The organism is Pseudomonas sp. LS_2, from assembly GCF_042709235.1.
In the GTDB taxonomy this organism is placed as follows: Bacteria; Pseudomonadota; Gammaproteobacteria; order Pseudomonadales; family Pseudomonadaceae; genus Aquipseudomonas.
Genome location: NZ_JAVAYC010000056.1, coordinates 1 through 9,172, shown reverse-complemented (window position 1 = coordinate 9,172; position 9,172 = coordinate 1). Strand labels below are relative to the sequence as shown.

The following is a 9,172-nucleotide window of genomic DNA, read 5'->3' as shown; positions in this document are numbered from 1 at the left end:
GTGTACGAACGATTCGCTCGTCATCGCGCAGTCCTTATAGTGGAGGTCCCGCCCTGCCAACGATCGGCAGGACGGGTAGTGGTTCAATAGATAGCCAGAATCACTTGGTTGCGGCTATCGACGATACTTTTCGGGGGGAAGCCGACTTGCAGCCGATGTCGAGTGCCCTGTCGATCGTAGAGAACGAGCATCAGTGGCTGATCGAGCGATGCCCGATAGTGCTTGCTCTCGTCGTCCCCTGCCATGCCGTCGTACCAATAGGGCATGTCATCGACACGATGCAGGGCGAAGAGCACCTCCCCAGGCGCTGGCTCCTTGAGGTTGACGAATTCACGCCGAATCTTCTCGTAGCTCAGCTCGCCGCTCATGGCCGTGAGCATGGCATCTTCCTTGAGCTCAGGGCCGGGAGGCGGTTCTCCGGGCACCGGAAGGCCATTGAAGCCGCAGAGCAGGTAGCTGAAGAACGTCTCGTCCACCTGCTCGCTTTCCCAGCGCACCGAGGCCGCCGCGCCCTCGAGCCTGAGCGTGGCGAAGCGAATCGTGCGCAGACCCTGCTTGTAGCTCAGCCTCCAGTAGTCGATCGAATCGAGCATGTAGCCGAACTCGTCAGGGGGCAGGCCATTTCCTGGGTCGTGGATCCTGCCCTTGCCGTTTTCCACACGTTCACGGATCAGGGTGTAGTCCTCTAGCCCGGGTGTCGGCGGTTCTACAGCCCTGATGGTGATGAAGCCTTCTTTTTCCCGAGAGTCCCACCAGCCATTGTTGTCATCCTGGAACTTGGCGTAGAACTCTTCCGATCCGGCCCGGCTGCTCTGTACATAAAGACGCCTGGTAGTGCGCGTCTCCGGTGAGCGCAGCGCTGTTGGCCGGTTGCTCATGCTGTTGCTGTAAAACTCGAACCGGTTACGCCTGTTGTGGGTAGCCCAGGTGAAACTGTCCGGCGCGAGCCCTTCCTGATCCGCCTCGACAAACTCCACATCGACATTGCTACTGCGGTAGGTCAGCCTGATGCTCGACATCTCGGCGGGAGTCAACGGGATGAAGTACGTGTCGGGGCCGTCCGTGACCGGCATGGTCTCCACGACGATCTCGACCTCGACCTGCTGCATGCCATTGGCCAGGCATACGGGCTCGCCCAGCACTTTGACCTCGAATTTTTCAAGTGCCGTCCAGCGCAGCGGAAGCTGCTGGTAGTGCTGCTCGACGATGGCATAGCCGGTAAAGCGGTCCCTGATGTCGGCCATGATGACGCTGACCGGCGCGCTGGGGGTTGACGACGGCGTATAGACGCCATTGTCGTCCACCGAACCCTCGCCGAAGACTTTCCAGGTAGCGTCAGCGTGGTCGTCATCATCACGCAACCGGAACGCGATGGGCTCCCGTGCTCTGAGCACAGGGACATGGAAAGGCAAGAGCTCCAGTGATTGGGCATAGGCAAAGATCACCACAGTGGCTATGTCGTAGGTACCGGACGCACGGTCTGATACCCGGATCCGCTGAAGGCGCACTTCTGGCCGGCCATTGTCCGGGGTGAATGGCTTGAACAGCATGCGCCCGGGTTGCCCGGTATCATGGACCAGCTCGCCATGCACCACGCCTTGGTCAGACAGCAGTTCCCACGTCAGGGCGTTGCCCGAGAGCGTATCGGCATACAGCGCAATATCAGGCATGCCCTCCCCCCAGGTCACCACGCTCGGTGTCACGTGGACCGGCTGGCGCGACTCGATCACCAGACCGCTGCGCACCTGCTCGCCCACCACCGAGGAGAATTGAGCAGACACCAGCGTCAATTGCTGGTCGCGCTGAAATTGCTGCTGTTCCTGCGCCGTGTAGGTGCCGCTGTCACTCATGGTACCCGTGGCCAACGGCAGGTTGAGGTTGGCCGCCCGCCATTGGGCCGATACCGGCTGCCCCTGATTGTCCAGAACGAAAGCCTGGCTGCCGGCGGCCTGTAGTTGGCTGTTCATGGGTTCGACGAAATAGGAGCGGGCCGAGGGCCCGATGCTGCCGAAGATCGCATGATCGTGCGGGTCATGGCGCTCGAGCATGTCCACCTGCAAGGCATTGGGCAAGACGAGCTGACGCAGGATACCGGGCGCCTGGTCATTGACGTAGTGCCGTAGCGGCGCGGCGATCAGCGTCGTCGAGTTGAAAGCCGGCGCCCCCTGGGCGGTGAGGTCATCGGGAATCAGGTAGGGGAAGACATCGGGATTGGCCGGCATCCTGCCCGGCTCCTTGTTGATCCGCAGATGAGTGAACAGCACCACCGCACCGTTGCCGTACTGGGCCGCCAGCGGGTTGTTGCCCTCGGGCGCCGGCTGGGTGCGCACGGCAAAGCTACTTGGGCTCAATGGGCCATACTCGCTGAAATCGAGCATCGCGCAGAACAGGATGTGCTTGTACGCTTCCTGACTCTTGATCCAATCGCCCAGAACGCCGCCGATCTGCAGGGCAGACTGGGTGCTTTCACCCAAATTGCAACTGAACAGCCTGCCCTCGGCGAGGTTGAGCATCAGCTTGCCGCGGTCATCCACGCTGCCGGTGCTGACGCCGAGTTCGGCTGTCATTTCCAGTTGGTACCCCATGTCCTCGCGCAAGCTCAGACTGCGCGCCAGGTAGGGCGGAGCACCGGGAATATGCATGAATGTCGAGTAGTTGCCGGCGAGGATGTTCTGTCGCACGGTAACCTGGGCGTTGGTCATCGTTGCCTTCTCGAACGAAACCTGTGGGACTCCCAGCACGACGTCCCTCAAGACCACGCGTTCATGGTCGCCAATGGTCGTCTCGGCGGTGAACGGCATCAGGAAGCTCAGATCGTTGAAGGCCGCCATGTACTGCTCCTGCAACAGACGATTGATCTGATGCTGGTCGATCGCCACGATGGCGCCCCAATCGAACATGACATTGCCTTGCGCAAGCCGCTCAAGCAGTTTGGCTTTGGAATTCTGGCTCATCATTCACTCCTCCCCCAACGCGTCACTGTCATCCTTCAGCGAGTCGACAAGCACCTGGGCGCTGACCAACGGAAGCGGCAGGATGGCGTAGGTCCACAGCCACATTCGGCGGTCGTACTCGATCGCCGCGACCACGGCGAACCTGCTCAAGGGTTCGTCATCGGAAGCCTTAGGGGTATAAACACCGTTTTCGAATTGGCCATTGCCATGAATCAGGTACCAGGTGGTGTCCTCAGCGGGCACCTCATATTCGCCGTCTTTCCCCGCCCCCATGAACCTCAGCCGCACACTTTCGCCCTCGACTTCGTGGACGAACCAATGGGTTTCGGACTCAAGTGGCACCACGACCGGGATGCTTTCCTTGGCACCGCCGGAAACCCTGGAGACCTCGATGGTATCGATCTTCAGGACTTCAAAGATGTCATCGTCCGGATTCCAGTCCAACGTATCGCGATGACGCAACCACGCGTCACTCTTGCGAGGCACCTCGGAGAGCTTCAGCTCAGGCGCGATGTAGAGCATGCCCTGTTGCACCGAAGGGTCGGGGTTGGGGTCGACTTCCAGTCTTCCGATGGCACCGTCAGCCAGTTCGAACTTGAGCGCTTCGCCGTCGTGGGAGGCAGCGGAAACCTTGAACTGGCCGCCGGCCGCGGCCTGCATCACATAGGGCGAAGCTGCGATACTCCGGGGCGCGATGCTGACCAGCGCCTTGCTGAAAGCGGAGCCACTGGTGGCCTTGATGATCACTCGCTTGTCGCCGCGAGTGACGGTTTCGGCCCTCGGGGCGGTGTACAGGCCAGAAGCATTGATGCTCCCCGAATCCTCGTCGTCCTGGCCAGGCAGGTTCTCCACACTCCAGGTCACGGAGGCCGATGCACCGAGCGTGGTGGTGAATTGCTGGGTATTGCCAACGACCACGATGGGCTCCATGGGCTGGACCTCGAACTCGGCCCTGGACGGCGACAGATAGCCTGGCAAGGTCAGATCGCCAGGGAAGCGCACAGTGTGCGGCTGTGCGGCGTCCTTGCCGCTGCGGAACAACAGCCCGTTGAGGCGGAATGCGTCGATTTCCTCGGCGACCTCCACGATGGTATCGACGGTCGAAAGCAGATTGGCGGTGAGCGTTTGTTCGGCAAAGTTGACCAGCTCCTCCATCTCGAACCCGTCCAAACCTGTAAATTCAGGCGCTGGCGCCATCTTCAGGCGCTGGGTGATCGACCCAACCCGCTGCAGATACAACTTGCCAGCATCCGGTTGGCTGGTTTCGATGGAAAACTCGTACTCCGTCTGCCATTCCCAGCGGCTGTCGAGCGTCCCGATGACTTGACGGTCAGCCCGCGTCGTTACGTTGACCTCGACCGGATAGGCTCCATTCCAAGTGAAACGAAGTTTTTCATTTACAGCCTGGCAGACAAAGGAGACCGGCTTGTCGTCCGACGTCACACTGAATGGCAATGGGAACCCATCGGTAAACTTGATGCTCCTGAGACGATCGGTTGACCCTTCGATGTCTGGAATATTAAGCATGCCGTTGGTGGCTCGGATCCCAGTGACATGGGTATCTTCGTCGTCGCCACCAATGGGGACCACGGTGAACGGTTTGTCCTGATGGGGAAGACGCTGGAAACCGCGGGTGATCAAGCGTTCAACCAGAAACTTGTTGCCCAGCACCAAATTCAAGGTGTAGGGCTGCTTGGCATCCGGCAACATGTAGTTCATCGATGCATCGTCGTAGGGAATGCCGGCATCGTCGTTGTTGCTGTTCTTCATCGTCACGAACAGCAGGATCTCGCCATCACCGAAAGCAGCGGATGTACTTAACGTGCCCTCGGGCGCCGCGTGGGTGCGCACGGTAAACTTTCCTGGCTGTAGAAAGTCGTTCGCGTGAATCGACATCTCATTCAATATGAACTGCTTCTTTTCATCGGGCCAGGTGTCAAAGATATCCTTGTAGCGTTGGCCGCCCAAGCGGTTCTCTTCGTTAGTGTCGGCGAAACTCAGGTAGAAGTCTTCGGCTCTTTTCAAGTCCATGTAGACCGTGCCGGCGCTGCTGACACTACCCGGCGAACTGTCGAGCGTGATGCGCACATGCAAACTGGGGCCATCCAGTGCATCGGCTTGCTTGACGCGGGTTATTTTCTTCACTTTGTCGCCCGCTGCGCGACTGAGGGTCAATTGCTTGCCACCGGAAATACGCATTCTCAGGTCGGCACGGGAACTGGCGATCGAGGCGTTTTCGAATGTCAGCCGCGGCTTGTCGAGCACATGATCGATGACTTTTTCCCACTGCGTACCCGGGGTAATTACAGTGGTAAACGTCAGCGGCTCGAAATACATGTCGCCATCGAAGCGATCAATATATTCCTGCAACAGCAACCGGTTGGCACGCAAGCGATCATAGGCAAGTATGGCATCGAACCCATAGGTGCGCGGCTTTTCCTTCATGTAGTTGATAAATTCTTCCAATGTCTGTTTGTTACGCATAACGCTCACCTTGTTCCTGGTCATCACGTGGGGATGGAGTTCATTTTACAATCACGTATTGCGGGTACTCGAAACGCGTCCACTCTGAGCTCTGCGGATCACCCTCAAAATTAGCGGACACATTCAGCGTGAACGTTGAGTTATTATCGAATCTTTCGAGCGTGGCTTTTTCCAGCGGCAGGACGACTTCACCCTTTTGTACTTCCTGGGCGGTAACCGCAGACCGCCGAAGATGGGTAGGGGATGTGCCGCCATTTACCACACCTACGATCGATATATTCAAAACTTGCCCTTCGCTCATGAAAGGCCATGCGTCAAGCGTCAGCGTTGCATAGGCGCCTGTAATATCCGCCAGGTGAACATACACCCCCCTGTTGGGTGTGCACCTTATTGCCGGATAACTTGACTGCGGCAGCGGCGTGACACTCAAGTGCAAGCGCTCGGACTCATGCCCTCCTGGGAGCACCTTGTAATACACCGGAAACCGCTTGCCTCTCGCATCAGGGCTCACCTCCATGTTTGCCGCCACTTTCCCTTTGTCCATCAAGAGCCCCTGTTCAGGAACCGATGCCAGACCAATTACCGCCCTCCCCATTTCAGAGCGCCCTTCCCAGTGAACTTCCAATGACTCATCAGGTTGCAGTTCAATTTGCGGGAAATTGATAACGGCTCCTCCCGTGGCGGCGGTTCCGTGCAGTACCGCTCTGATCTGATCGCCTGAGGACTCGCTTTGCGCATCGCGTACTGAAAGTGCCGGGAACTCACGACGCAGGACCAGCTCGATCTCCAGTACCTCGGAACGCCAGGCCAGGCCTTCGCGGGCAAGCTGGTAAGCAAGTGAAACGCGTGCCAGGCCCTCAAGGCGCTGCGTTGCAAGGTGGAAGAACAGCATGCCGCTTTCCAGGCTGCTCAGGTCCAGGCGCTGGTAGTGCTGTGCCGGCTCGTCATTGACATGCAGCATCAGCCAGTCATCCACCATGGCTTGTGCATAAGTCGGTATCCGCAGCGTCAGGCCATTGGGGAAAAGCACTGGGTCCAGCGGACCACCGCTGTAGCCGTCGATGGTCAGCACAGGCAGCGGTGCCGGCGTCGCCGGGACCGGGTCGATGCGAAAGGTCTGCATCGGCGATTCCAGCCGTACGGATTGGTCGCGAAAAGCGACCTCGTAATGGATCTCGGCATGCCCCTGCTCGATAAAATCGAACTGGCTGCGCGGCACGGCCCAGCGCAACGGTTTCCCCAGCAGCTCTTCGGTGATCGTCAGCGTCCGCTTCCAGGTCTCATCGTGGACGCCGCCGCTGTCGTAGCCGTCAAAGGTCAAGGTGACCTGGTCGTTCACCTGCATGGCACTGTAGGGTGGCACCAGCACCGTTGCGCCCGCACTGCCCAACTGCCGGGGGTCGATGAACAGTGCATGCGACTCCCGTACCTGAGCCACCGGCATCTGCTCGAACCGCCCCCTGCGCACACCGACGAAACAAAAGGCACGAAACGACTCCGATGCCGGGGCCGGGGGGGTGAAAGAAAAAAACGCATAGCCGTCCGTTGCCTGGATGACGTACTGATTGAGCACGACTGCCTGTGCCCACCCCGTTGAAGGATCGAAGTTCGTCTCGTCGATATCCAAACTCACCGAACCTTCGACAGGCACCCCCAAATGATCGGCACCCGACCAGCGGACACCCACATTGTCGCCTATCTTTATATTGTCATAAGTAATACGCACAACAAGGTCATTGTTTCCTAGTTCATCAAGATCAATCTCATCATAGGGTGTTAGCCCCTCGATAATTGGCCTGGGCGGGATAATTGACCCCTTTCCTACCTCGTGCTGACCGGGCATCGCTACTTCCTCATGATTAGCAGTTCGATGACCGAAACACTATGCCCCCCGCCGCGAGTCGCCTACTGGCAAAAATACTAGGTCTCCTCCCACTTGACCGATCACTCTGGCTCCGTCGACGTGCGGCTACCTAGTATTTCTGTCAGCTGTCCAATAGCAGACACCTCGTTAGACTTTCTGCACATCCCAACCAACGCTTCGAGGTTGCACCATGAAAATACCTGTCTGCCTGCCCGTCCTTCTGTCCACCGCTCTTTGGTTAACCGGTGTCCATGCGACTGAACATAACCCGCCGGCACACAGCCCGGTAAAACCCCAGGGCGCAGCAACCATTACACCTGATAGGGACTGGTCTGCCTGGCAGAAAGAAAGCGCCTCCGACTTGAAGTGCGGCGAAGGCAAAGTACTTATTGGGCGCGAGCATCAAGGCGACGAAAACGCCGACAGCCGTATACTTTGTGCTACGGTCATTCAATTCGAGCCGCTAAAAAAATTCAATGAAACTCTCGGTGAGTCCTTACCGAGTAACAACTTCGATTTCACCTGCCCTTCGCCAAAAGTGGTGACCGGACGGTCCAGTGAAGGTGATGAAAACGGTACCACCCAATTCCAGTGCGCAGAATTCAGAGACGCTTGGGGCGACGCACTGAGACCTATCAAGACACGGACGATCGAAGGCAAGGAATCAAGCCATCAACTGACCTGCGACGAAAATGAAGTGGTTATTGGCAGCGGCCATTCTGGCGATGAAAACGGCGTGACCACCTACCATTGCGCGAAACTTTTCTAAGCCATCTGACAAGGAGCCCTACTCATGCCCCGCTCACTCTATACGTGCCTTGTCGCCTGCCTTTGGCTTATCACCCTGCCTGCGGCAGTTGCCCAGAACCGCACCGCCAGCGAACCCGGAAACATCCTGCTTCTGGACAAGGACAATGACCAATGCGCCCTGACGGTGCCAGGCGAAGGCACGGGCCAACGTGTGCAATATGAATTGAACCTCGAGGATTACTATCCAAACTCCAACTGTTACGACCTGCTTCCGCGCGAGATAAAGTTCGACAAATTACCCTCGGCTGCAAGAATCCTGATTACCGACGGGCTGGGTTGTACCAAAGCACTGCGGTCGGATGACGACGATGATGATGAAAATGATCGGGATACTCGTCACTTCTGGGTAGAACTTCGAACCACCCGAAAAGATACGTCCAGTGTGTTTTATGCCGTGGAAGACCTCGTAACCTTTAATATCGGTGAGATCATCACCCCCGGCCTGCAAATGGTCGACAAGTACGTCAAGCAGCCCGGCCTGGCGCGGGACACCGCCTCATGCATACGTATCATCACATCATCCGCGACCGTGCCGCCAACGCCAGTCCCGGTCAACAATGGTGTTTCGCAGTCCTTTACCACCGACGCGCATGAAGAAGACTTCACCTGCCCAGCAAACATGGTCATTAACCACCGCAGCCACACCGGGGATGAAAACGGCGAAACCACCTATGAATGCACGACGCTCACCCAAGCCTCCGCCACGCTCTTCATTGCGAACGGGGAATGGGGGAAAGCGTTCAAGGAATCGGAAGGCAAGTACTTCATGTGCCCGCCTGACACCGTCATGACCGGCCGCAGACATACCGGGGACGAGAATGGCGACACCCATTACCAGTGTTCCGCACTCCGAAACGTCGAGACCCCGTTGCAAGTCATCTGGGCCGATGGCTGGTCGGAGAAACAGCCCGAGTCATCCAGCTCTTTCACCTGCCCGGACGACCAGTTCATGGTCGGGCGCTACCACCTGGGCGACGAAAACGGTGACACCCGCTATCGCTGCGCCACGGCGCAATAAACTCGTAAGGTGAGTATGATGACTTTGCCGATCAATACTGCG

The 9,172-nt window shown here is 58.0% G+C and carries 5 protein-coding genes; 2 read left to right on the top strand and 3 right to left on the bottom strand.

The genetic code is table 11. The features are described from left to right. Positions 1–83 precede the first annotated feature (83 nt). From RAC97_RS24380 to RAC97_RS24370, 3 genes are read right to left on the bottom strand one after another with little or no spacing between them, the layout of a single operon-like run. Positions 84–2,954 (bottom strand): hypothetical protein, encoded by a 2,871-nt coding sequence (locus tag RAC97_RS24380; RefSeq protein WP_375102174.1) that lies wholly within the window; start codon positions 2,952–2,954, stop codon positions 84–86. 3 nt (positions 2,955–2,957) lie between these two features. Then, positions 2,958–5,438 carry a hypothetical protein gene (locus tag RAC97_RS24375; RefSeq protein ID WP_375102173.1) on the bottom strand — a complete coding sequence of 827 codons (2,481 nt, stop codon included), beginning with the start codon at positions 5,436–5,438 and terminating at the stop codon, positions 2,958–2,960. Positions 5,439–5,478: 40 nt separating this feature from the next. Further along, entirely contained in the window at positions 5,479–7,281 is a 1,803-nt protein-coding gene (locus RAC97_RS24370; RefSeq protein ID WP_375102172.1) for a hypothetical protein, read from the bottom strand. Positions 7,282–7,492: 211 nt separating this feature from the next. Here RAC97_RS24370 and RAC97_RS24365 point away from each other — a divergent pair, with 211 nt between their 5' ends. Both RAC97_RS24365 and RAC97_RS24360 read left to right on the top strand, forming a co-directional pair. Then, positions 7,493–8,071 carry a hypothetical protein gene (locus RAC97_RS24365; RefSeq protein ID WP_375102171.1) on the top strand — a complete coding sequence of 193 codons (579 nt, stop codon included), beginning with the start codon at positions 7,493–7,495 and terminating at the stop codon, positions 8,069–8,071. Positions 8,072–8,095: 24 nt separating this feature from the next. Then, positions 8,096–9,130: a hypothetical protein gene (locus RAC97_RS24360; protein WP_375102170.1), complete on the top strand. Its 1,035-nt coding sequence runs from the start codon at positions 8,096–8,098 to the stop codon at positions 9,128–9,130. Positions 9,131–9,172: the final 42 nt, after the last annotated feature.

Coding starts and splice junctions, on each gene's coding strand:
- RAC97_RS24360 (WP_375102170.1), top strand. CDS start 8,096: ATGCCCCGCTCACTCTATACGTGCCTTGTCGCCTGCCTTTGGCTTATC.
- RAC97_RS24375 (WP_375102173.1), bottom strand. CDS start 5,438: ATGCGTAACAAACAGACATTGGAAGAATTTATCAACTACATGAAGGAA.
- RAC97_RS24380 (WP_375102174.1), bottom strand. CDS start 2,954: ATGAGCCAGAATTCCAAAGCCAAACTGCTTGAGCGGCTTGCGCAAGGC.
- RAC97_RS24365 (WP_375102171.1), top strand. CDS start 7,493: ATGAAAATACCTGTCTGCCTGCCCGTCCTTCTGTCCACCGCTCTTTGG.
- RAC97_RS24370 (WP_375102172.1), bottom strand. CDS start 7,281: ATGCCCGGTCAGCACGAGGTAGGAAAGGGGTCAATTATCCCGCCCAGG.